Raw genomic sequence first — 22,282 nt, 5'->3', positions numbered from 1 at the left:
CCGCCGCGCTGGCCGTGCTGCGCGACACCCTGCAGGCGCGCGGCGACGCGTACTGGACCCAGGTGGTGGACGCCCAGCGCCAGGCGGTGCTCGCCTGGATCGCGCACCGGGAGGGGCGCACCGAGGAGGCGCTCCGCCTCGCCTCCGCCGCGGCGGAGGTGGAGGAGCGCGCGGAGAAGCACCCGGTCACCCCCGGCCCCATCCTCCCCGCGCGCGAGCTGGAGGGCGACCTGCTCCTGGAGCTGGGCCGCCCCGCCGACGCGCTCCGCGCCTACGAGGCCACCCTGGCCCGCGAGCCCAACCGCGCCCGCGCCCTCTTCGGCGCCGCCCGCGCCGCCGAGCTCTCCGGCGACCGCGCCGCTGCCCGCAAGCGCTACCAGGAGCTCACCCGCGTCATGCGCGGCACCGACCGCCCCGAGCTCCGCACCGCCCGCGCCTTCCTCGCCCGGCGCTAGCCGAAGGCGCCCCCGCCGGGATCTCCCAGCGGGGGCGCCGTTCCGCACTTCGCACCTCGCACTTCGCACTCCCCTCACCGCCCCCCGATCTCCGCCCGCAGCCGCAGCAGCGCGTCCTCCGCGCCCACCAGCTCGCCGCGCGCCTGGTGGAGCTGCTCCTGCTGCACCTGCACGAAGCGGCGGTAGGGGGCGATGGACTCGTTCACCTTCTCGGTCGAGTCCTCCAGCGCCGCGTGCACCTGCCGCGTCAGCGCGTCGCGGAGCCGGCCGCGCAGCTCCGCCACCTTCTCGGAGAACTCCGCCTTGGCCCTGCGGCGCCGCGCCGGGATCACGTACAGCCCGGTGGCCGCCAGGGTGGTCGCCATCAGGATCCCCGTCACGTCGGCCACTGCGCCGGAGAGCGCGGCGGTGATCAGCACCCCCAGCCCCACCCCCGCCCCCGCGAACACCGTGGTCCCGTAGGCGCCGCGCACCTCGTCGGCCAGCTCCCGGGCCTCCGCCTCGCGGTTGTAGGTGCCCACCACCTCGCGCGCCGTGCGGCCGACGGAGTCCAGCAGCGCCTGCCGGTTGTAGCCGAAGCTGCGCCCCACCTCACCGATCATCCCCTCGCGGTGGCGGGACACCTGCCGCTGGTCGATGTAGGCGCCGATGTCCTGCCAGAGCCGGAGGTTGCGCTCCACGATCCAGTCGATCACCCGCCCCGTCTCGTCGTCCACCTGGCGCGGGGTGTCGCCCACCACCACGCGCTCGAACTCCCTCCGCACCTCGTCCGTGCGCATCAGGTCGCGGATGCGGCCGAAGCGGATGGTGTCGTCGAAGAAGTTCAGCCCGCGCACCTCCATCTCCGCCAGGATCGCGTCCAGGCGCCCCAGCCGCGGCTGGAAGTCGCGGAGCATCTCCTGGTGGAAGGCGGCGAGCTGCGCGTCGATGTTCTGGAGCGTCGCCACGTCCTCGGCGAGCAGCTTCAATCGCTGGAACGCCGTCTCCTTGTACGTCCCGGCCAGCCGCAGCCCCACGTTGAGCGGGTTGAGCAGCTTGAGGCGGATGCGCTCCTCCTGGTCCAGCGTGCGCAGCAGGTACTCCTCCACCGCCCCGTAGCCGCTCGCCTCCCAGAGCGCCGCGTCCTCCTCCTCGCGCGCCCGCAGCGCCTGCCGCGCCGACACGGGGAACACCTCCGGGGCCTCGCCCAGCAGCGCCTCGCCGTTGTCGCGCACGTAGCGGATCACCTCGTCGCGGTCCTGCGGCGAGGCCAGGATGTCCACCTTGTTGACGACGAAGACGATCTTCTTCCCCCAGGCGCGGATCTGCTGCAGGAAGCCGCGCTCGCTCTCGGTGAACGGCCGGTCGGCGGAGGTGACGAAGAGCACCAGGTCCGAGCGGGGGACGAAGTCGCGCGTCAGCTCCTCGTGCTCGCGGACGATGGCGTTGGTCCCCGGGGTGTCCACCACGTGCAGGTCGCGCAGGATCTCTGCGGGGTGGGTCCGCTCCAGCAGGTACGCCTCCAGCAGCTCCTCGCCGGGCCCGTCGCCGTGGCGGAGGAGGTTGATGCGGTCCGTGGTGGGCGTGACCCCCTCCGGGAGGACCCGCTCGCCCAGCAGGGCGTTGATGAACGACGACTTGCCAGAGTTGAACTCCCCGGCGATCACCAGCAGGAAGAGCCCGTCGAGCTGCTCGCGGGCCTGGCGGAAGTGGCGCAGGTCTTCCTCGGCCACGTCCGTCCCGAAGCGGTCCAGCGCGGCGGCCAGGCGGTCCAGCAGCTCGCGCTCGCGCGCCCGCAGCTCGGACTCGCGCTCGCCCAGGATCCGCTTCCGTTTCAGCAGGCGTCCAAGGACCAAGTGGGCTCCTCGCGTGGAGGGGTGGTCGGCGAGGCCCGCCCGGAACGCGGCGGCCGCCCCCTCCTGCTGCATCGTCCGCGCCAGGGGTACGGCTGGTGCGGATCGTGCGTCGGCCGGGCGTGCTCTCCGCCCCCGTGGCGGGAGATGCCGAAGGACGAAAACACCCGCAGAGGGAGGGATCCATGCGTGCTGTCGCGCTTGTCTTCGCAGCCGCCCTGGTGGCCTGCACACCGCGCATCAACACCGACCCGGACACCGGCCGGGTGGACGTGGACATGCAGCCGGTCACCCAGAAGGGCGAGGTATGGACCGCGACGCTTGCGTCGCAGGGCGGCTCCCCCGTGCGGGGGACGGCCCGGGCCGTCGCCCGCAGCGGCCACACCGTCGCCACGGTCGCCCTCACCGGCGCCCGTGCCGGCGCGGTCCACCCCTGGCACATCCACGAGGGCACCTGCGGGAGCGGCGGGTCCATCGTGGGCGCGGGCAACGCCTACCCGCCGCTCCAGGTGGCGAGCAACGGCGCCGCGAACGCGGAGGCGCACCTGATGCTCACCCTGAACGAGGCGCGCTCCTACCACGTGAACGTGCACGCCTCGCCCACCGAGCTGGGGAACATCGTCGCCTGCGGCGAGCTGGACGACTGAGCCGGGCGGACGGGGACGGCGAAGAGGGACGCCTCCGGGTGGGGGCGTCCCTCTCGTTTCTGCGTACGTACGGACCCACCCCCGGGGCTCAGCGCCTCGCCGTGCTCACGACCCTGCCCGCGGTCTCCACCCGGCAGCGGGAAGCCTACGCAGCGGGCGGGTGGACCAGCTCGTGGCGCAGGACGATCAGCCGGCGTTCCCTTCCGGCCGAGTCGGACGTGTAGGGCTGCCGGCCGGCCTCCTCGAAGCCCATGCGCCGCCAGAACTGCTCGGCCCGCGGAGAGTGCTCCAGCACGCCCAGGGAGATGGTGTGTCCTCCCTCCGCGGCGACCCACCGCGACGCGGCCTCGTAGACGCGCCCGCCGAGCCCCGCGCCGCGTGCCCCGGGATCGAGCATGAGCAGCGCAATCCACCACTCGCCCGCGGATGGGAAGTCCCGCATCAGATCCAGGTAGCCGACCATCTCTCCCGTGGGCGCGTAGATCCCGAAGGAGAACTTGTCCGAGAGCATCCTCCCGGGCGGGCGCGCGACCAGCTCCTCCTCCGCAGCGTTGGGACGGGTGGGCACGCCCTCGTGCTCCTCGTGGTAGTCGCTGCACCGCTCGTAGAGCGCCTGGAGCGCGGGAGCGTCCGCGGGCGCGAGGCGCCGGACCGTGTAGCCGTACAGCTCGGGAGGGGGCATACGTGCGGAAGGAGAGGAGGGCGACGCGCTGCGCCGCCTGGTGCGGTCGTCCTCAGCGCCGGTCTCGGCGCGGAAGCGCTCCGGCGACGCCGGGTCGTAGTCGACGAGCCTGAGATCGCCGCCCGTCAAGCTAGGCCGCGGGCTCCCGGACGCGAACGGGGACCGCGGTGGATCGTCGGTCTCCGGTGCCGAGCTGCCCGTTGCTGTTGGAGCCCCAGCAGTAGAGCTCGTCCGCCAGGGTGATTCCGCAGGTGTGAGACCATCCGAGAGCGAGGTGCTTGAAGCGGATGTTATCCGTCACGGCGACCGGGGTCCTCCGCGGGACGTGCGTCCCATCCCCCAGCTCGCCCCAGCTGTTGCTCCCCCAGCAGAACGCTTCGCCACTCGCGGTCAGCCCACACATGTGCCCGGCTCCCGCGAAGATCCTCTCGAACGGGTGGGCCGTCGCCAGCACGGTGGGACGACGATCGCTCGTCCCGCCCCAGCACCAGAGCCGGTCCGAAGTGTCGATCCCACAGGCGCGGAGATGGCCGACGGCGACGGACCTGAACTCCACGTCCAGGGGAAGCCGCGCCGGCCGACCGTAATAGCTCGAGTCGGCCCGACCCGTCTGACCGTATCCGTTCCACCCCCAGCAGTAGGCCCGGCGCTCGGTCGTCACCCCGCACGCGGTCGCGGCGCCGATGGAGAGCCCCGTGAACCTCAGCCCTCCGGCGACCGCCGAGGGCTGCTGCGCAGCGGCCCAGGACCCGGTCCCCAGGGTGCCGGAGGATCCATCGCCCCAGCAGTACGCCTCGCCAGCCGCCGAGAGCCCGCACATGACGTTTCCACCCGGGTACAGCCGCGCGAGCTGTACGGGCGGGGCAAGCTCGAAGACCTGGTCCTCGACGACCGCCGGACTGGTCCCCAGGCGATGCCCCCAGCAGACCAGCTTCCCGGCCGCCGTCAGGCCGCACCCCGAAGGGGGTGCGGTCGGCCCGAACGATGCGACACGGGGCCCGCTCCGTACCGAGTCCCAGGAGGTCGAGTACGTCGGTGGGGTCGCGCCGATCCCGGGCGCGGTCACGGTGCCCGTGCAGTATACCTTCCCCTGCCAGGCGAGCGCACAGCTCGAGCCCCCCATCGAGTAGATCCCGACGGAGCGCCAGCGGATGCTCACACGGACCAGCACCGAGTCCGCGAGCGCGCCGTGCCGCGCCCGAACGTACGCCTCACCCCGTCCCACTCCGATGACCCGTCCCTCCGCCGTGACCCCCGCGACACTCTCGTCGCTGGTGGTCCACTCCACCCGCGTGCCCGGAAGCGCCCTGCCGGACCTGGACTGCACGCCCACGCGAACCGACGCGGAGTCGCCCTGGCGCATCGCCATGGGCGTGCTCTCGATCCGGAGGACGTAGGGATCCGTGTCGTCGCGCGCCTGGGTGGGACCGTCGCCGCACGCCGCTAGGCCCAGCACCAGCAGCAGCGCGGGAGCCGCGATCCGCTCGCGAGCCTCTCGCACGGAGAGGAGAAGATCGTTTCTCATCGGGTGAACGACACCTCGTACGAGCCGTACCGATCGGGGAGGCGGGACCGCATGTCGAACCGGTACATCCCCTCGCCGCGGGCGACGAATTGGAAGAGGGTCTCCGTGCCCTTCGGCAGCCAGAACTCTCCCACCCTCTCGATGGTGTTCTGCATCATTCCCGTGAGCTCTACGTGATCCAGGACGACTCCGGTGGACAGCTCCCGTGCGTGTAGCCGGAACCACACCCGCTCGCCGGCACGCAGGTGGATGGCGTACGCCTGGTACGGCGTTTCCGTGGAGAAGAAGTGGCAATCCGTGGGTCCGAATTGCAGGGTCGTGGTCGCCATGGGGTGGTGCAGCCAGGTGACGGGGTGGGCCCAGGCGCACGCGGATGGAGGGGTGCTCGACCAGCCGATGGTGGACACGTGAGGCGTGGTGCTGCTCACGCGGAGCACGTACTCCCCCGCGGGGAAGATGAAGTACAGGGTGGGATCCGTGCCGTACAGGTTGTCCTGGCGCGATCGGGCCAGCAGCCGCGTCTCGTCCCTGTCCCAGAGCTCGAGCCGCGTGTCGCCCGCGATCCCCACCACCCTGAGCGAGCCCCACCGCTGGACGGGAACGTGGACGCGGACCGCTGCGTAGCGGCGGTTCCACACGCCGGGGTCCCGGTCGCACCCCGTGGTCCGCAGCCGGACCTGGATCGTGTCGCCTGGCGCGATCCCGTGAAAAGCCTCGCAGGGGGGGTAGACGCGAACCGGGAGCAGCACCGGGGCGACGCCCGCCAGTTCCGCCCGGAGCGAGACGTCTCCGGTGCTCGCCCCCAGGACGAGGCGCGCCGAGGCGATGCCGCTGCTGCTGGTCACCGACGTGTCGGTCACGAGTGCGGCGGGCCCGGAGCCGACCGTCCAGCGAACCAGCAGGTTCGGGAGCGGCGCCCCGTTGCACGTAGCCCGGACCCGGATCTCCTGCGCGAGCGTGTCTCCCGGGATTCCCCCGATCGGCCTGCTCCCGACCCGCTGCAGCTGGACCCCGCCCGCGTCGGGACAGGGGTACACACTCCGCAGGGCGAACGCCGCCGGCGGAAGCGCTCCCGTGGTCGCCTCGACCCGGATCTCCTGCGCGGTGCGCGGCATTCTCGCGCGGACTCGCGCAAATCCCTGCTCGTCGGTGAAGGTGGAGTCCGCGGCGAGCGTCGCCTCCCCCTGGGCGACGCGCCACCTGACCCAGACGCCTCCCACGGGCTTCTGCTTCCCCATCACCTGCACCTCCAGCGGGGCGGCGAGCTCCGCCCCCACCTCTCCGACCAGCACCTCTCCTCCCAGCCTGCGAACCTCGTCCGGAGTCCGCACTTCCGGCCCCGAGACCCCCCCGTCCGAGCACCCGGCCAGGATGGAGATTCCAAGCCCCACGACGCCGAGGGCACGCCCGGCGCCGCGCGCGATGGTACGCATGTGATCGTGTTTCCGATGTGAAAGGATTGTGGATTCAGCGGCTGACCGCTTCTCCTGGTAGAGCTCGGCTCCGGGGCAGCCGGGGTTCACCTGGCGTCCGCGGGGAGTACGGGTGCGAATCGGGGGGATCGGAGCTCGGCGAGATCGCTCTGGAGTCGGTACGCCCTGAATCTGCGTCGGCGGGAGGGTACGGGCAAGCAGGGGCACGGCAAGCGCCCGGCTGGGCAGCCGGCGAACACCTCCAGGCTCGCGCGAGCCGGGCAGGCTTTTTGCCGCCACGGTGATGGTGTCCGCTCGTCCCGCAACGCGGAGAAGTCACATGCTCCGATGCAAGCTGTCGACGGGTGCCGTCTTCCTCGCCGCGATGGGGGCCGCGGCGTGCGGCGGCTCGGCCCGGCTGCCGGTTTCGGCCGGCGTGGGCCCGGATCCGGCGCTGCCGCCGCCCGATCGGTCGCTCATCCCCGTCGTCCAGATCGCCCCCGCCAGGGGGTGGCCCGAGGACGTCACCCCGACCGCCGCGCCCGGACTGGCGGTGGCCGCGTTCGCGACGGGGCTGGACCACCCGCGGTGGCTGCACGTGCTCCCCAACGGCGACGTGCTGGTGGCCGAGACCAACGGCCCCCCTCGACCGAAGGCGACCCCGGGCCTGAAGGGCTGGTTCATGCGGCGCTTCATGAAGGCGGCGGGCGCGGCGGTGCCCAGCGCGAACCGGATCACGCTGCTGCGCGACACGGACGGCGACGGCGTGGCGGACCTCCGGTCCGCGTTCCTCGAAGGGCTGTATTCGCCGTTCGGCATGGCGCTGGTCGGCAACGATCTCTACGTGGCCAACAGCGACGCGCTGGTCCGCTTCCCCTACACGCCCGGCCAGACGCGCATCTCCGCGCCCGCAGCCACAATCGTCCCGCTCCCCGCCGGCCCCATCAACTACCACTGGACCAGGAACGTGGTCGCCTCGCCGGACGGGTCGCGGCTGTACGTGTCCGTGGGGTCGAACAGCAACGTGGGCGAGCGCGGGATGGAGAACGAGGAGGGCCGCGCCGCCATCTGGGAGGTGGACCCCCGGACCGGCGCGCACCGCATCTTCGCCAGCGGAATGCGCAACCCGGTGGGGATGGCGTGGGAGCCGGAGACCGGCGTCCTCTGGACCTCGGTGAACGAGCGTGACGAGCTGGGCAGCGACCTGGTGCCGGACTACATGACGTCCGTCCGGGACGGCGGCTTCTACGGCTGGCCGTACAGCTACTACGGGCAGCACGTGGATCGGCGCGTGGAGCCGCAGCGGCCGGACCTGGTCGCCGCCGCCCTGGTGCCCGACTACGCGCTGGGCGCGCACACCTCGTCGCTGGGGCTCGCGTCCTCGCGCGGCACCACGCTACCGGCCGCGTTCGCCCAGGGGATGTTCGTGGGACAGCACGGCTCGTGGAACCGGCGGCCGTTCAGCGGCTACCGCGTGATCTTCGTTCCGTTCAGCCGCGGCAGGCCGGCAGGGGACGCGGTCGAGGTGCTGACCGGGTTCCTGAGCGAGCGGGGTGAGGCCTACGGCCGGCCCGTCGGGGTCGCGATCGACGGGACGGGCGCCCTGCTGGTGGCCGACGACGTGGGAAACGTCGTCTGGCGGGTGACGGCGGCGCCGGGGCGACAGTGATCTGAACCGCCCCGCTTATTTCTTCTTGCGACCTTTCTTCGCCTTTCCGCCGGGCGGATCCCGCGGTGGGAGCCGCCGCGCGTACTCCAGGAGCGGCTCTTCCAGCTTCTCCACACCGGCCGGGAATTCGTCCATGTGGCGCCAGACCGCGGCGAAGAACTTCTCCACCCAGCGGAGAGCCCGCTCGCGGGTCTTCGGCATCGCCTTCCGGAGCGCCTCCTCCAACCCACCCTCCGGCCCACCCTCCGGAACGGCCGAATAAGTGGCCCTGCGCTCCGCGACGGCCGGGTTCCTGGCCGTCGATTCCTCCTCCTCGCCGGGTTCCTCCAGGGGCGCCTCCGCCGCGCGCTGGTCGCGGCGGTAGACCTCGGCGACCTTGCGGATGGTACGCTCCTGCGGCTCTGTATCGCTCTCGATGAATTCCTTCAGGCCCGTGGGAGACATGCCGAGGCGTGTCGCGGCCTTGCGGCGCGAAGAGCCGGGACGGGTAGCGAGGTCGTCCGCGAACTCCCGGAGCTCCTCTAGCGAGAGGTGCCGCCAGGAATCCGAGTCGTCAGGCGGGTGTCCGCTCTGACCGTTTTGTCCATTCTCAGGAGGAGTACACTGTATACGCTACGCCGTCCACCCCGGGTGCGCAAGAGGGCGTCGCGATTTCAGCCGAGCGGGTCGAAGCCGGCCCGGATCGCGGCTCTGGCCATCGCCGCGAACTCGGCCTCGTCGCTGACGGCCTGGGCGAGGATCCGGCGGGCTCGATCGATCAGCACGGCGAGGTCGGGGGATGCGCCGGGATCCAGCTGCACCAGATCGTGCAGGATCTCCAGTCGGGCCAGCTCGTCGCGGCGGCGCTCGTTGAGGATCTCGCGGTCCAGGCCGAGCGCCCGGATGGTCGCATCCCCGTATCGGCTGCCGTCGACGGGATACGGGATCTCGCGCCGGAAGGAGATGTGCTCCTCCGGGTCCATCCTGCTGGGGTCGATGAACAGCGGATCCTCCCCGGCCGGGTCGCCGCGGTGCGTGCGGGCGCGGGCGGCGGGATCGGCGAGGGGGAAGAGGTTGCGCTTGAACCGCTGGTTGCAGATGGGGCAGGCGAGGAGCAGGTTGGACCACTCATAGGCCAGCCAGTAGTAGCCGGGCCCCTCGATCGGCTCCCCCGGCCCCTGGGAAAAGCCCGCCTTGGGGCGGAAGTGCTCCACGTCGCCGTCCATCCCCGTCTTCGACTCGCAGAAGCAGCACTTGGAGTGCTGGGTCTCCACGAGCGCCCGCTTCACGGTCTGGTGCCCGTAGATGCCCCCGTCGAAGGTGAACCTGCGGATGCGCGCGTCGTACTCGCCTGGAGCGGCGTCGTACGCGGCCTCCATCTCGGTTCGCCTCGCCCGCCCCCGGGTGGTGAGGACCCTCGGCGCGCGCCGGGGCCGTTGAACGCGGATCAACGGCGGCTCGCCCCCTCGCGCCTGAGCACCTCCGCCGCGCGGCGGATCACGTCCATCGCCTCCATATCCTGTGGCGTCTCGCCCGTGGGGAGGTCACCGATGGCGGCGTCCAGCTCCTTCAGCTTCCGCTCGTCGGCCTTCGTGAGCCTGCTCTTCCCGAGGATCCGGTTGCGCTCGGCCATGAGGCCGTCCAGCTCCGGCGGGCGCGCGGTCTCCAGCCCGAACAGGTCGCTCGTCAGCACCTGGTCGATGCGCCAGTTGCGGATCGCCTCTATGTCGTTGTCGATGACGACGTGGTCCCCCTCGCGCCGGAGCAGGACGATGTTCGCGTCCGTGGCCGCCTGCACGATGAGCGGGCTGTGCGCCGTGACGATGAACTGTGTGTTGGGGAAGCGCTCCGTCAGGTAGGACATGATCGTGCGCTGCCACCGCGGGTGCAGGTGCAGGTCGATCTCGTCCACAAGCACGATGGCGGGCTCGGCGAGCGGGTTGGGGCTGTCGGGGTAGCGCTCGAAGAGGCGATACGCGAGGTCCACGACCCAGGCAATGAGCGCGCGGTACCCCAGGCTGAGATCTTGAATGATCACCCAGCCGTATGGTGTCTGGACTTCGACACGGGATTTCGTCGTGCTGCTCGTCGGGCGCACAAACCTGATGTCGGCTACATCAGGAAGCAGGTCGATCAACACCTCCTTTATCTGGTCTCGACGGCGGCGGGCCTGCTCTTGCAGAGGCGATTCTACCAGGGCTGCGTAATCCGCCTGGAGAAGCCATTCTTCCGCGTTCAGTAGAACAACATCGTCCGCGAATAGTGATGCTGTCGCTTCCTCCGCTATTGATTCCGATAGAGACGAAAGTCCCATTCGGCGGGTGGCTCCGTACCCATAGCAGATGAGTTCTCCGAGGTCCTCCTCCACAACATGCGATGTGATGTGCCCGCCGTATCCCGCCGTCCTTCCCTTTAGTTCCATTCCTGGCCCGTCAATCAGCCTACCAACTTTCGAGCCATCTAGCGATCCGCCATAGTAGATCGAAATCTCCAAGCTCATCGCTTGGATTGACATATGGTCGGACGAAACTCGCCAAGCTGAATGTAAGAACCCTGCCTTCCAGTTAGCACCCCACAACACTCCTTCCTGCCCGGCTTCTGTTCGACCAAACGCCGGAGTCCCTGCGAAACGCGCCAAGCTCTGCAAGAGGGTGGTTTTTCCAACGCCGTTATCACCGAGGATAACGGTCCATCGGGCGGGGCGCCCGTGCCCGTCTGACAAATTAAGACTCTGCTCCGGCCCAAAGGAACGGACGTTCGCGACCCGGAGGCTCATAAAGTACGCTGGCGGTGGAGCAGACTCCAGCTCTCTTCGAGTCTCCCGCACGACCTGACGTGCTCGTTTCTTCGGCGTCGCCAAAACACTGCTCCTGATCCGGAGATTGGGGAGGGCTGCGAGCTTCCCGTTAGTCTAAGCTAGCCGCCCGCAGTCCGCCACAGCGCGCCCCGGTGTATTCGGGGTTTCTTCGGTCCACCCATTGCCGCCGCACGGCCCGAGGCACATATTGTGTGCACACGGATAGACAGCACGAGAGAGCCAGGCGCCCCCTGTTCGACGGGCGCCCGGCTCGGCGCCGCCGCGGGGTGCGGTGGCGCTCTCGTGGGCAGTGAGCGTCGGCAGCAGGCCACAATCCACAAGGACGACCCCGATGAGTTCTCCCCTGAGCGGGCGCAGGCGGGCACGGGCGACCAAGCGCGCGAGCGACTTCCGGCCACCGGATGCGCTGGACGTGGAGATGCTCGACACGCAGATGGAGATGTCGAGCGCGCTGATGTACGCGGTGGAGATGCGCGAGCACCAGCTCCGGACCGTCTCGCACTCGGCGCGGGTGGCGATGACGGCGCGGTGGCTGGCGGAGCAGGTGGGAGTCCGCGGGGACGACCTGTACGACGTGCAGTACGCCGCGCGGATGCACGAGGTCGGGATGATCGCCGTCCCCGCCAAGCTGGTGCGCAAGAAGGGGCCGCTCACCCCGCAGGAGCTGGCCCGCATCCGCTCGCAGGCGCGGGTGGGGGCAGAGATCGCCCGCACCATGGATCGCCCGCTCGCGGCGCTGATGATCGAGCACCAGTACACCGACTACGAGACGCTGGAGCGCAAGTTCTCCCGCGGGAGCCGCGAGTTCCTGCTGATCGGGATTCTCCGCGTGGCCGACGTGTTCGACGCCATGAAGCGCCCGCGCCCCTACCAGAGCCCCCTCCCGGAGGACCGCCGGCTGGAGGTCCTCCGCGCCGGGTCCGGGACCAAGTTCCACCCGGACGCGGTGGAGGCGCTGATGCACGCAAGGGAAAGCTTGAACTGAAGGTGCGGAGTACGATCTACGGAACGGCGGGACGCACGCAGAGGAAGCAGGGGAAGCAGAGGAAAAGCGAGAGCAGTCCCCTGTTTCCTCTGCGTGCCCTTCTTCTGTGTGAGCTGCGCTGAATTCACGTCTTACCCGCGACCCTGCGCGAGACAGCCGGTTCGGCATGATGCTGAAGACAGCGAAGGCCCTCCCCCGGCGCGGGGAGGGCCTTCGTCGTCTACGTCCGCTATGGCAGCGTCAGCGCGTGCCCGTTGCGACGGGACTTCCGGCGGCCGCCCGGGAGGGATAGAGGGAGTACTTCGCCTGGATCTGCTCCCAGCCGGCGTTCTCACGCTCCCAGCGGCGGTAGATCTCGCGCGGGTCCGTCCCGGCGCGCACCGCGGCGGGGGCCCAGCGGCTCCCCAGCATCTGCAGCATGCCGCCCATCCCCAGGTTCTGCGGGTGCATCTTCTGGATCTCCGAGAGGAACACCAGCGCCGTCAGCACCGGCTGGTACGCCTCGCGGTCGGTGACGCGCAGCCGCAGGGCGCTGCAGCGCTGGTTGCGGAACTGCATCCAGTCCGTGCCGCGGGGGGTGAACTCCGCCAGCTCGAACTCCACGCCGGGGAGGTTGTAGCCGCGGACGCGGCGCAGCAGCTCCGGGGCGTTCAGGTACGGCGCGCCCACGTAGGTGAAGGGCGCGTCCGTGCCGCGGCCCACGCTCAGGTTTGTGGTCTCCAGCATCACCAGCCCGGAGAAGGAGAGCGCGGCGGTCAGGTCGCGGATGTTCGGCGACGGGTTGATCCAGGGGAGCCCCGTCTCGTCGAACCACTCGTCGCGGCGCCACCCCTCCGTGGGGACCACGCGCAGGTCGGCGCCCACGCCGTACTCCTGGTTCACGTAGCGCGCCACCTCGCCCACCGTCATCCCGTGCCGCAGCGGGACCGGGTAGTAGCCCGTGATCGCCGGGCCCTTGTGGCGCATCTCCATCTCCATCAGCGGTCCCTCCACCCGCGTGGTGATCGGGTTGGGGCGGTCGAGGACGACGAAGGGGATGCCGCGCTTGGCGGCCTCCTCCATCGCCATCGCCATGGTCCAGACGTAGGTGTACGGCCGCGCGCCGATGTCCTGGATGTCGAAGAGCAGCACGTCGACCCCGCGCAGCATCTCCGCGGTGGGGCGCTCCGTGCGCCCGTAGAGGGAGTAGATGGGGACGCCCGTCTTCGGGTCGCGGCCGTTGCCGATCCGGGCGCCGCCGTCCACGTCGCCCCGGATCCCGTGCTCCGGGCCGAAGAGCGCCACCAGCCGCACCTCCGGCGAGGCGTGCAGCAGGTCCACCACGCTGCGGCCCTCGCGCGTCACCGCGGTGTGGTTGGTGATGAAGCCCACCCGCTTGCCGCGCACCAGGTGCAGCGAGTCGCGCAGCAGCACCTCCGCGCCGGGGAGCACCACGCGGGGACGCTCCGGCTCCACCGGCTGCGCGGGGATGAACAGGGTCGGGCGCTCCTCCCGGGCGGGCGCGTCCGGGGTGCGCGGCCCCGCGGGGACGCAGGCGGCCGGGAGGGCGAGGGCGAGCAGGGGGGCGAGCGCGCGCAGGCGGCGCACGCCGGGGCGGCGGTACGTCATGGGACTTCCGTGGAACGGGGTGAGGCGGTCGGTTCGTGGAGCGACAGCGGGGGAGAAAGCGGCTCAGTGGGATCCTACCCGCGGGGCCGGGGAAAGGTGCAGCCGGAGCTCAGGGTGCCGAGAAGGTGAAGCACGCGGTCGCCGTTCTCCCCTCACCCTTGCGGGGAGGGGCCGGGGGAGGGGGTCTCACCCCTGGGCGCACCGGGCGCAGACGCACCTCCGGCCCCGCTCCCCATCCGGGATGCGCGCCAGCGCCTCCGGCGCGATCCGCGCCGCGAAGCACCAGCACTCCCCCGCCCCGCCGTCCCGGGCAGCGGCGGCCATGGCGCAGCCGTTCGCGCCGCCGCAGAGCGGGCAGGCGGCGGCGGGGGCCGGTTCGGGGGACGCGTCGGTGCGGCTCATCCGAAGATGTCGTTCCCCAGCCCGCCGAACCCCGCCCCCCCGGGACCCTTCCCCTTGGGGCGCTCGGGCCGGGCGCGGCCGTAGGTGCCGGTGTCCGCGCGGGAGATCCTGCGGTGCGCGGCCAGCCCCTCCAGCACCAGCTCCGCGGTCGCCACGTCCAGCGCGTGGTCGCCCTGGAGCATCCCGGCGTCGCGGAGCGCGTCCTCCAGCCCCGGGACGGCGGAAAGGCCCTGCCAGCAGGCGTCCGCGGAGGCGCCGTCCGAGATCTGCAGCACCCCGCCCCGGTCGAAGTACTCCACCACGTCGTCCAGCGCGTCCGCGTCCCAGTGCCGGTCGAAGACCTCGCGGGAAGCCGCGGCGATCAGGTCGCGGGCGATGGTCTGCGAGCCCTGCAGCTCGCCCTCGTACTCCAGCTCCATCTTCCCCGTGATGGCGGGGATGGCGGCGTACACGTCGGCCACGCGCGGGACGGCCCGGCCCCCGTCCACGGTGAGCGCGCGGCGCTCCGCGTTGGAGACGACGGTCTCCAGGACCGAGATCGGCATCCGCTGCGACACGCCGCTCCGGCGGTCGATCCGCTTGTCGTCGCGCGCCAGGAAGGCCACCCGCTCCACCACCTCCTCGATGAAGGGGAGGACCTCCACCGGGGTGCCGTTGCGCTGCGTCCACGCCTCCTGGCGGGTGATCTCCATCCCCTCGTCGGTGCTGCGCGGGTAGTGCGTCAGGACCTCCGCGCCGATCCGGTCCTTGAGCGGGGTGATGATCTTGCCGCGGGCGGTGTAGTCCTCGGGGTTGGCGCTGAACACCAGCATCACGTCCAGCGGGAGGCGGACGGGGTACCCCTTGATCTGGATGTCGCCTTCCTGGAGGATGTTGAAGAGCCCCACCTGCACCTTCCCGGAAAGGTCGGGGAGCTCGTTCAGCGCGAAGATCCCGCGGTTGGCGCGCGGGAGGAGCCCGAAGTGGATGGTCAGCTCGTCCGAGAGCAGGTGGCCGCCGCGGGCGGCGCGGATCGGGTCCACGTCACCGATGAGGTCGGCGACCGTCACGTCCGGCGTCGCCAGCTTCTCCACGTAGCGCCGGTCGCGCCCCACCCAGGCGATGGGCGCGTCGTCGCCCTGCTCCTCCACCAGCGTCCGCCCGTACTTGGAGATGGGGGCGAAGGGGTCGTCGTTGATCTCGGAGCCGGCGAGCACGGGGATCTCCGGGTCGAGGAGGTCCACGAGCTGCCGGAGGATGCGGCTCTTGGCCTGCCCGCGGAGCCCCAGGAGGATGAAGTTGTGGCGCGCGAGCACCGCGTTCGCCAGCGAGGGGACCACGGTGTCCTCGTAGCCGACGATCCCGGGGAAGAGCGCCTCGCCCGAGCGCAGCTTGGCGAGCAGGTTCTCGCGAAGCTCCTCCTTGACGGAGCGCGAGCGGTACCCGGACGCCCGGAGGGCGCCGAGGGTGGCGGGTCGCTGGGTCATGCGGTCACCTGCGGTGAAGAGTGCGAATGTGCGAGGTGCGAAGTGCGGGCGTACGTCGGGGCGCACCGGTCTCTCCGCGTGCACTGCATTTTTCGCACTCCCGCGCTCACGCACCCGCGTTCGCGTCCGTCGGAACCTCGATGGCGACGCCCTCCGGGTGGCGGCGCATCCGGGGGAGCAGCGCGGGGACGGGCGCGGCGCGCAGCGCCTCCCACAGCTCCGGGAGAGTGCGGAACTCCGCCAGGCGGGCCAGCGTCCGCACGGTGGGCGGGAGCATCTTCAGCTCCCCGGAGTGGAAGCGCGCCACGGCCTCCACGGGCGGCAGCCAGCGCGCCTCCACGAGCTCCGCCTCGTGCACGGCGCACTCCGCGCCCCGGGGGACGCGGGCCACGAAGAAGCGGGTGTCGTAGCGGCGCGGCTCCGGCTCCGGGGTGATCCAGTGCGCCACGTACAGCAGCTCGCCGCCGGCCAGCCGGACCCCGTTCGCCGCCGCCAACTCGCGCATCCCCGCCGTGCCGTCGAGCAGGGCAGCCCGGGCGGCCTCCAGGCTCCCGGCCGGCGGACCCTCCGGGGCACCGGCGCCGTCCGGCCGCGCCAGCAGGATCCCCGTCTCCTCGAAGGCCTCGCGCAACGCGGCGGCCACGTACCCCTGCGCCTCCGCCGCATCGGCGAGGCCCAGGCGCGCGGACCACTCCGCGGGGGTGGGGCCGTCCAGCCGCTCGGCCAGGGCGGGGTCGCGGTCGGCGGCGTCCACCATGCCTCCGGGGAAGACCCAGGCGTCGGCGGCGAAGCCGCTGCGGCGGTGCCGCCGCAGCAGGAGCGCCTCCGGGGCCGCCGCCCCCTCGCGGAGGAGGACCACGGTGGCGGCGGGGCGCGGCGCCACCGGCTCGAAGGCGCCGGACTCGACCTTTTCGGCGAACCCCGGGGGGAGGTGCTCGTCCGGGATCAGGAAGGTGTTGGGGTCGCCGGTGGCGCGGCGCGTGGCGGAGGCGGCGGAGTGGTTCGACATCGGCAGAGGGGCTGGGGCGGTGTGCACCCCCAAGCATACCGCCGGCCGCGGCAGGAGGCAACTCCGCCCCACATCTGCTTATCGGCCATGGGCAGGGGAGAGGCGATAGATGCCAATCTGCATCGGCTCGTTCGGCCCGACTTCTTCCTCGATGTAAACGGTATCCAGGGACGCAGCATACACCGGCTTTCCGATGTTCTGTACGATTCCGCAGTGCGTCCGGGGAACTTCCCTGCAGACGAACAGGTGGTTCCGCACCTCGCCCAGTTCCCTGTCGAATCGGGTGTAGACCGAAACGAATCCACTGTCCACGGGGAAGAACCTGCCATGCGGGGTGAAGCTTCCGAGATAGTCGAAGATCGCCTTCTGATTCAGGACTGCGTCCCTGTCCTCGGGAGCTGTGTAGAACGGCGGAGCGAGCCGGATCTGCCTCGCCGGCTTCCCGCTCCGATCCATCACCTGCACCACGGGTGTGATCGTCTGGATACAGTACACCCTGTCTTCGCGAGCACTCACCGCACCGAAATCGAAGCGCCCGATCATCCCGTCTCTCTTGCTGCTGGCGAGATAGCGGGGATCCATGACGCACCCCTGGCCGACCTTCTCCCCGCTCGCCGTGATGACGCTCATCACGTCCCACCCCTGGCGCTCCGGGTCCGTGATGGAGAGCCCTCCCATCGTGAAGACGAGGTCTCCGGTGGCAGCGATGGAGACGGGGGCGGTCGGGATGTTGGATTCCATCATCTCGACGAACCGCCCATCGAAACCGAAGAGGGAGATCCGCTTTCCGGCGCTCGGATCCACCACGTACATCCGCTCGTCTCCAAAGGCCACGGCGAGAGGGTCCTTGAACTCACCCGGGCCGCTCCCCTCCCGTCCGATCCTGCGGATGAGCCGCCCGCTGGAATCGAACACTTTGACGGACTTGTCCTTGGCGTCGACAATGTAGAGATCTCTACCGCGGATCTCGAGATCCGTGATCTCGTAGACTCCGTCCTCCGCGGTCCCGAGTATGACCGAATCGATCTTCGTGAGCTGCAGCACCTCCACGTCGCGTTCGTTCAGCCGCTGGTACTCCGACAGGCTGATCTCATGCCCATCCGAGGCAGGCGTCCCGCAGGCAGCCGAGAGGCTGGCGAACAGGCCGAGCAGAGCGCGCGCTCGACGACGTGACGTAGGAACTCGGGTCATGCTGTTCATTCGCAGTGTCATCTCGTAGAGAGACCCTCGTACGTCCGCCACCTGGCCGACAGCCGAGGAGAGCAGCCGAAGGGCAGGAGGAGCGGATCCCCAGCTTCGGGCGCAGTGCCGGAGCGTCACGCGGGCACCGCCTCGTCCTCGGGGCGCTCCACCGCGCACTGCTCCGCCTCCGTCCAGGCCGGCACCCGCAGGCTGGCCAGGATCTGGCGCGCGGCCGCCTCTCCGGTCTCGCATCCCCCCTCCATGAAGCCCTGCGCCTCCAGCGAGCAGTGCTCCCCCGCGAAGTAGAGCCGCCCCACCGGCTCCTGCTCCACCCCGCGGAACGCCGTCCACTGGCCGGGGAGGTACGAGGCGTAGCTCCCGCGCGTCCAGGGGTGCGACGGCCAGTGGAAGCGCACCTCGCGCATCCCGGCGCGGGCCGCGGCGGCGCCGGGGAAGACGCGCTCCAGGTCGCGCGCCAGCGCGGCGGCCTGCTCCGCGGGGGTGCCCCGGCCGAGCTCCACGCCGTGCTCGCCGCCGGTGAAGTTGGTGAGGATCCCGGCGCGCCCGCCCTGCAGGCGCGAGCTTTCCCAGGTGAGCTGGAAGGGGAGGTCGGTGAGGACGCTCCCGTTCGAGCCGTGGCGGGTGCGCCAGACGCGCTCGGAGAAGCCCACCATCAGCTTGGCGTTGGTGCCGTACCCCAGCTCCCGGATGGCGCGCCGCTTGGGCTCGGGGAGGGGGACGTCCAGCCGCACCTCGCGCAGCAGGGTGAAGGGGATGGCGAGCACCAAATGCTGCGCCCCCACCTCGAAGCTGGACCCGCCGCGGCGGAAGGAGGCCACGAAGCCGCCGTCCCCGCGCGGGCGCACCGCCTCCAGCACGCTCCCGGTCTCAATGGCGTCCGAGAGCCCGGCGGCGAGCGCGTGGGGGATGCGGTCGTTGCCGCCGCGGACGTGGAAGCGCTCGTCGCTCGCCCCGAAGACGTGGAAGGGCTCCGGGTCCGGGGAGATCATCAGCAGGAAGTTGAGCGCGCTCTGGCGATCGGTCTCCAGCCCGTACTCGGTGGTGTACGCCACGTCCAGGAGCTCCCGCATCCACCCGGTGACGCCGTTCCGGTCCAGCCACTCCGCCACCGTCATGCGGTCGAGCGCCTCCGCCCCGTTGGGCTCGCGGTAGGTCACGTCGCCGTCGCCGCCGAGCGTCGCCAGGTCGGCCGCGATCCGGGCGGCGATGGGCCGGAACGCCTCCACCACCTCCGCGTCGGTGTAGCGGCGGCCGTCGAAGAACCACACGTCGCGCGCGAGCGCAGGCTCGTCGGCGGCCAGGTCGTCCAGCTCCAGGCCCAGCTCGCACGCGAGCGCGCGGATCCGGGTGTGGCCGGTGTCGATCAGCTCGCCGCCCAGCTCGGCCACCTGTCCGTCCGCGAAGAAGTCGCGCAGCGAGTACATCCGCCCGCCGACGCGCTCCTGCGCCTCCATGATGCGCACCGGGACGCCGGCCTGCCGCAGCCGGTGCCCCGCGGTGAGCCCCGCGATCCCGGCGCCCACGATCAGCACCGGCGCCTCGCCCGGCCGGGGGCCGCCGCGCAGCGCGGGAGCGCACCCGCCCAGGAGGAGCCCGGCCGTGGCTGCGGCCGAGACGCCGACGAAGCGGCGACGGGAGACGGCCCGCTCACGGCCGATCTCGACGAGCTCGTCCGGGCCGATCCCGGCGTGCAGGGAGTGGCGGGCGAGGCGCAGCGTACGGACGACCTCGCGGAAGAGCGGAGTGCGCGGCATGGGGAGTCCGTGGCGAGAAGGGTGTCCGCGTATCGGGGGTCCGGCGGGGAAGGGGAGAATACGCGCAGCGCCCCGGCCCGGCAACCGGCGCCAGACGTACTCCGCCAGGTGCACCATTCTGGTGCATCTGGGCACCCAACTGCACCATTCTGCATCGGCTCTCATGGGGTCAGGGCGGGCGCGTTTTTCACCCAACCCGCTGCGCGCCATTCACTTGCGGGGCAAGAACGCCGGCCGGACCCGGTCTTGCCGGCCCGGACACCGAACGACCGACGGGCGTGCCGATGCGGTGCGGCCTCACCACCACCCCCTCAGGAGCGTTCTATGCGACGAGCCCTCGTCCTCCTGCTGCCGCTCGGCTTCGCCGCGTGCAGCGACACCCCGCAGACCCTGGCGCCCGCCGACGGCGCGAGCTCCGCCCCGCTGCTCGGCGCCGCTCCCGGCGCGCAGGCCGTCCCCGGCCGCTACATCGTCGTCTTCGGGGAGGGCGTGGCCGACGCGCCCGGGCTGGCGCAGCGCCTCACGGCACAGGCGGGAGGCACGCTGCACTACACCTACCAGCACGCGGTTCGCGGCTTCGCGGCCTCGCTGCCGGAGGCCGCGCTCGGCGGGCTGCGCAGCAACCCGAACGTCGCCTACGTCGAGCAGGACCAGGTGATGAAGGCGGTCGGCACCCAGACCGGCGCCACCTGGGGGATCGACCGCATCGACGCGCGCTCCGGGACCGACGGGCTCTACAACTACGCCCAGACGGGCGTGGGGGTGAAGGTGTACGTGATCGACACGGGGATCCGGCTCTCGCACACCGAGTTCACGGGGCGCGTCCGCACCGGGTACGACGCGGTGACGGCGGGCGGCACCGCGGACGACTGCAACGGGCACGGCACGCACGTGGCCGGCACCGTGGGCGGCACCCTGTACGGCGTCGCCAAGGCGGTGGAGCTGTACGCGGTCCGGGTGCTGGACTGCGGCGGCTCCGGGACCACCTCCGGCGTGATCGCGGGGGTGGACTGGGTGACGGGGAACCACGTGAAGCCCGCGGTGGCCAACATGTCGCTGGGCGGCGGGGCGTCCTCCACGCTGGACGCCGCGGTGCAGCGTTCCATCGACGCGGGCGTGACCTACGCCATCGCGGCGGGGAACGGCGACTTCATCGGCCGCCAGCAGGACGCCTGCAACTCCTCCCCGGCCCGCGTGGGCGACGCCATCACCATCGGCGCCACCAACAGCAGCGACGCCAAGGCGTCGTGGTCCAACTACGGCAACTGCGTGGACTTCTTCGCCCCGGGGGTGAGCATCACCTCGGCGTGGTACACGGGCGACGCGGCCACCAACACCATCAGCGGCACCTCGATGGCGGCCCCGCACGTGGCCGGCGCCGCCGCGCTGTACCTGGAGGCGAACCCCGGCGCCACCCCGCTGCAGGTGCGCGACGCGCTGTACGCCGCCACCACCAAGGGGATCGTCACCTCCTCCAGCACGGCCAACAACCACCTGCTGTACACCGGGTCCGACGGCGGCAGCGAGCCGACGCCTCCGCCGCCCACGGCCGGGATCTCGCTCACGGCGACCGGCTCCAAGGTCAAGGGAGCGCAGACGGTGGACCTGAAATGGACGGGCGCCGCCTCCACGAACGTGGACGTGTTCCGGGACGGCGTGAAGATCACCACCACGCCCAACGACGGCGCCCACACCGACAGCATCGGGAGCAAGGGCGGCGGCACGTACGTCTACAAGGTGTGCGAGGCGGGGACCACCACCTGCTCCGGCAACGCGACCGTGACCTTCTGAGCGCCGCCACGCGGTGAAGCAGCGAGCCCGCACTCCTTCCGGGGTGCGGGCTCTTTCTTTCGCGGCGGCGCCGTCCGCCGGGGCCTAGCGGGGTGTGGGCGCCGCCGCGGCCTCCCGGTCCGCGGCCATGGCCGCCTGCTCCCGCTCGAACTCCGCGAAAGCGCGCTCCAGCTCCGCCTGGAGGGCGGCCTTCCGGCTCCGGCCCACGAAGTCGCGGCAGCGGCGCCCCTCCAGCCCGCCCGCTTCCGTCGCGCAGACGGCCACCGGCTGGAAGCCGCGGGGGTCGCGCCACAGGCTCTCCCCCTCGACGAAGGCGTGCTCCAGGGAGTTGCGGGCCATGGACTTCAGCTCCAGGTAGCCCAGCCGCTGCTCGCGCACCCCCTTCAGGTACTCCATCGTCATCTCGGAGCGGGCCACCCCCTCGTCGTCGGTCGCCAGGGCGACGGGGACGCCCGCCTCCATGTACGCCCGGAGCGGGTGGTCCGCCCCCTTCACCCCCAGGATCACGTCGTTGCTGGTGAGCGCGATCTCCACCAGCACGCCGCGCCCGGCCATGGTCCGGAGCAGGGCGTAGGGGTCGTCCTCGTGCATGACGTCCACCCCGTGCCCGATGCGCGACGCCCCCGCCACCTCCACCGCCTCGCGGACGTGCGAGCGCAGCCCCTCCGGCGGCACCAGCCCCGGCGCCAGCTCCCCGGCGTGCAGGGCGAAGCGGACCCCGGGGTACATGCGGCGCAGGTGCCCGATCATGCGCATCTGCAGCGAGTAGTCGCGCATGGAGACCAGCCCGTCCTCCGGCTGCACCAGGTTGAACCCCACCACGCGCGGGTCGCTGGAGGCCATCTCGAAGCCGGCCAGGATCTGCGCGAAGACGTTGGCCGGGGGGCGCCCGCGGCTCACCTGGTAGAGGTAGCGCACCTCCACCCCGCACCCGGGGTCCGCCCGCGGGGTGCCGCAGCGGAGCAGCTCGCGCCGCCTCGCCTCGGCGCGGTCCAGCATGCGGGAGGCGGCGGCCAGGGTGTCGCGGAGCCCGCCGGCGAGGAGG

The 22,282-nt window shown here is 71.5% G+C and carries 19 protein-coding genes; 5 read left to right on the top strand and 14 right to left on the bottom strand.

Translation table 11 applies throughout. The features are described from left to right. Positions 1–455 (top strand): tetratricopeptide repeat protein (locus VGR37_14865; protein HEV2148683.1); only part of this gene is annotated, 455 nt, incomplete at its 5' end. 74 nt (positions 456–529) lie between these two features. Here the strand turns inward: VGR37_14865 and VGR37_14860 are convergent. Beyond that, entirely contained in the window at positions 530–2,290 is a 1,761-nt protein-coding gene (locus tag VGR37_14860; GenBank protein ID HEV2148682.1) for a dynamin family protein, read from the bottom strand. A gap of 182 nt (positions 2,291–2,472) precedes the next feature. Here VGR37_14860 and VGR37_14855 point away from each other — a divergent pair, with 182 nt between their 5' ends. After that, the gene (locus tag VGR37_14855) at positions 2,473–2,934 is read left to right on the top strand and encodes a hypothetical protein (GenBank protein HEV2148681.1); all 462 of its coding nucleotides are present in this window, start codon (positions 2,473–2,475) and stop codon (positions 2,932–2,934) included. A gap of 145 nt (positions 2,935–3,079) precedes the next feature. Here VGR37_14855 and VGR37_14850 read toward each other — a convergent pair whose 3' ends face one another. The 3 genes from VGR37_14850 to VGR37_14840 form a co-directional block, all read right to left on the bottom strand. After that, positions 3,080–3,616 (bottom strand): GNAT family N-acetyltransferase, encoded by a 537-nt coding sequence (locus VGR37_14850; GenBank protein HEV2148680.1) that lies wholly within the window; start codon positions 3,614–3,616, stop codon positions 3,080–3,082. Between the two features lie 130 nt (positions 3,617–3,746). Beyond that, positions 3,747–5,141: an Ig-like domain-containing protein gene (locus tag VGR37_14845; GenBank protein ID HEV2148679.1), complete on the bottom strand. Its 1,395-nt coding sequence runs from the start codon at positions 5,139–5,141 to the stop codon at positions 3,747–3,749. Continuing rightward, positions 5,138–6,574, bottom strand: a complete 1,437-nt coding sequence (locus VGR37_14840; protein HEV2148678.1) for an Ig-like domain-containing protein — start codon at positions 6,572–6,574, stop codon at positions 5,138–5,140. Before VGR37_14840 ends, VGR37_14845 begins: the two co-directional genes overlap by 4 nt. A gap of 319 nt (positions 6,575–6,893) precedes the next feature. Between VGR37_14840 and VGR37_14835 the strand changes: the two genes are divergently transcribed. Next, positions 6,894–8,222 carry a sorbosone dehydrogenase family protein gene (locus VGR37_14835; protein ID HEV2148677.1) on the top strand — a complete coding sequence of 443 codons (1,329 nt, stop codon included), beginning with the start codon at positions 6,894–6,896 and terminating at the stop codon, positions 8,220–8,222. A 15-nt stretch (positions 8,223–8,237) separates the two neighbouring features. On the opposite strand, the gene VGR37_14830 is transcribed toward VGR37_14835, so the two are convergent. The 3 genes from VGR37_14830 to VGR37_14820 form a co-directional block, all read right to left on the bottom strand. Beyond that, positions 8,238–8,666: a hypothetical protein gene (locus tag VGR37_14830; GenBank protein ID HEV2148676.1), complete on the bottom strand. Its 429-nt coding sequence runs from the start codon at positions 8,664–8,666 to the stop codon at positions 8,238–8,240. Positions 8,667–8,875: 209 nt separating this feature from the next. After that, positions 8,876–9,580 (bottom strand): hypothetical protein, encoded by a 705-nt coding sequence (locus VGR37_14825; protein ID HEV2148675.1) that lies wholly within the window; start codon positions 9,578–9,580, stop codon positions 8,876–8,878. Positions 9,581–9,648: 68 nt separating this feature from the next. Continuing rightward, entirely contained in the window at positions 9,649–10,239 is a 591-nt protein-coding gene (locus tag VGR37_14820) for an AAA family ATPase (GenBank protein HEV2148674.1), read from the bottom strand. A 1,111-nt stretch (positions 10,240–11,350) separates the two neighbouring features. On the opposite strand from VGR37_14820, the gene VGR37_14815 reads away from it, so the two are divergent. After that, positions 11,351–12,004, top strand: coding sequence for an HD domain-containing phosphohydrolase (locus tag VGR37_14815; GenBank protein ID HEV2148673.1), 654 nt, complete (start codon positions 11,351–11,353; stop codon positions 12,002–12,004). A gap of 240 nt (positions 12,005–12,244) precedes the next feature. On the opposite strand, the gene VGR37_14810 is transcribed toward VGR37_14815, so the two are convergent. The 6 genes from VGR37_14810 to VGR37_14785 form a co-directional block, all read right to left on the bottom strand. Continuing rightward, positions 12,245–13,612: a DUF1343 domain-containing protein gene (locus VGR37_14810; GenBank protein ID HEV2148672.1), complete on the bottom strand. Its 1,368-nt coding sequence runs from the start codon at positions 13,610–13,612 to the stop codon at positions 12,245–12,247. Between the two features lie 186 nt (positions 13,613–13,798). Further along, positions 13,799–14,014, bottom strand: coding sequence for a cysteine-rich CWC family protein (locus tag VGR37_14805; protein ID HEV2148671.1), 216 nt, complete (start codon positions 14,012–14,014; stop codon positions 13,799–13,801). Next, complete coding sequence (locus VGR37_14800) at positions 14,011–15,480, bottom strand: sigma 54-interacting transcriptional regulator (GenBank protein ID HEV2148670.1); 1,470 nt, start codon at positions 15,478–15,480, stop codon at positions 14,011–14,013. Before VGR37_14800 ends, VGR37_14805 begins: the two co-directional genes overlap by 4 nt. 106 nt (positions 15,481–15,586) lie before the next feature. Further along, positions 15,587–16,489 carry an NUDIX domain-containing protein gene (locus VGR37_14795; protein ID HEV2148669.1) on the bottom strand — a complete coding sequence of 301 codons (903 nt, stop codon included), beginning with the start codon at positions 16,487–16,489 and terminating at the stop codon, positions 15,587–15,589. A 78-nt stretch (positions 16,490–16,567) separates the two neighbouring features. Next, positions 16,568–17,689, bottom strand: coding sequence for a 6-bladed beta-propeller (locus VGR37_14790; protein HEV2148668.1), 1,122 nt, complete (start codon positions 17,687–17,689; stop codon positions 16,568–16,570). A 116-nt stretch (positions 17,690–17,805) separates the two neighbouring features. Then, positions 17,806–19,446: an FAD-dependent oxidoreductase gene (locus tag VGR37_14785; GenBank protein HEV2148667.1), complete on the bottom strand. Its 1,641-nt coding sequence runs from the start codon at positions 19,444–19,446 to the stop codon at positions 17,806–17,808. 324 nt (positions 19,447–19,770) lie between these two features. Here VGR37_14785 and VGR37_14780 point away from each other — a divergent pair, with 324 nt between their 5' ends. Continuing rightward, positions 19,771–21,237 (top strand): S8 family peptidase, encoded by a 1,467-nt coding sequence (locus tag VGR37_14780; protein ID HEV2148666.1) that lies wholly within the window; start codon positions 19,771–19,773, stop codon positions 21,235–21,237. Positions 21,238–21,321: 84 nt separating this feature from the next. Here the strand turns inward: VGR37_14780 and VGR37_14775 are convergent. Continuing rightward, positions 21,322–22,282 (bottom strand): hypothetical protein (locus VGR37_14775; protein HEV2148665.1); only part of this gene is annotated, 961 nt, incomplete at its 5' end.

The sequence above is a fragment of the Longimicrobiaceae bacterium genome, from assembly GCA_035936415.1.
Lineage (GTDB): Bacteria > Gemmatimonadota > Gemmatimonadetes > Longimicrobiales > Longimicrobiaceae > JAFAYN01.
This window is presented reverse-complemented; position numbering and strand designations above follow the sequence as displayed.